Here is a 256-nt window from a genome sequence, read left to right as displayed (position 1 = left end):
ATACAGTTCCCACAAGCATCGATGAAACAAATAAAACGCCGACTAAAAGTGCGACAAATACAAAGACCGATACATACTTCGAAAGCAAAATCTTCCACCGCGATATCGGGCGAATCAACAAGAGCTTGATCGTTCCCCATTTAAATTCATTTGATACAATGCTTGCTGCCGTGATGATGGCAAACAGACTGATGAGCGTCATGAACAACGTATTCTCAAACGTGAACTGCCACGCGTCGTATGGAGCAGGAGGGAT

At 44.1% G+C, this 256-nt stretch carries 1 protein-coding gene; it reads right to left on the bottom strand.

What is annotated here, in order from left to right; translation table 11 throughout:
- On the bottom strand, positions 1-202 hold a 202-nt coding region (locus tag ACSV5T_RS10045), incomplete at its 3' end, for an ABC transporter permease subunit (RefSeq protein WP_438321034.1).
- Between the last annotated feature and the right edge of the window lie 54 nt (positions 203-256).

This window comes from Veillonella sp. ZSJB6 (genome assembly GCF_051549505.1).
In the GTDB taxonomy this organism is placed as follows: Bacteria; Bacillota; Negativicutes; order Veillonellales; family Veillonellaceae; genus Veillonella.
The sequence above is the reverse complement of the archived record's forward strand: the minus strand, read 5'-3'. Positions and strand labels throughout refer to the sequence as shown.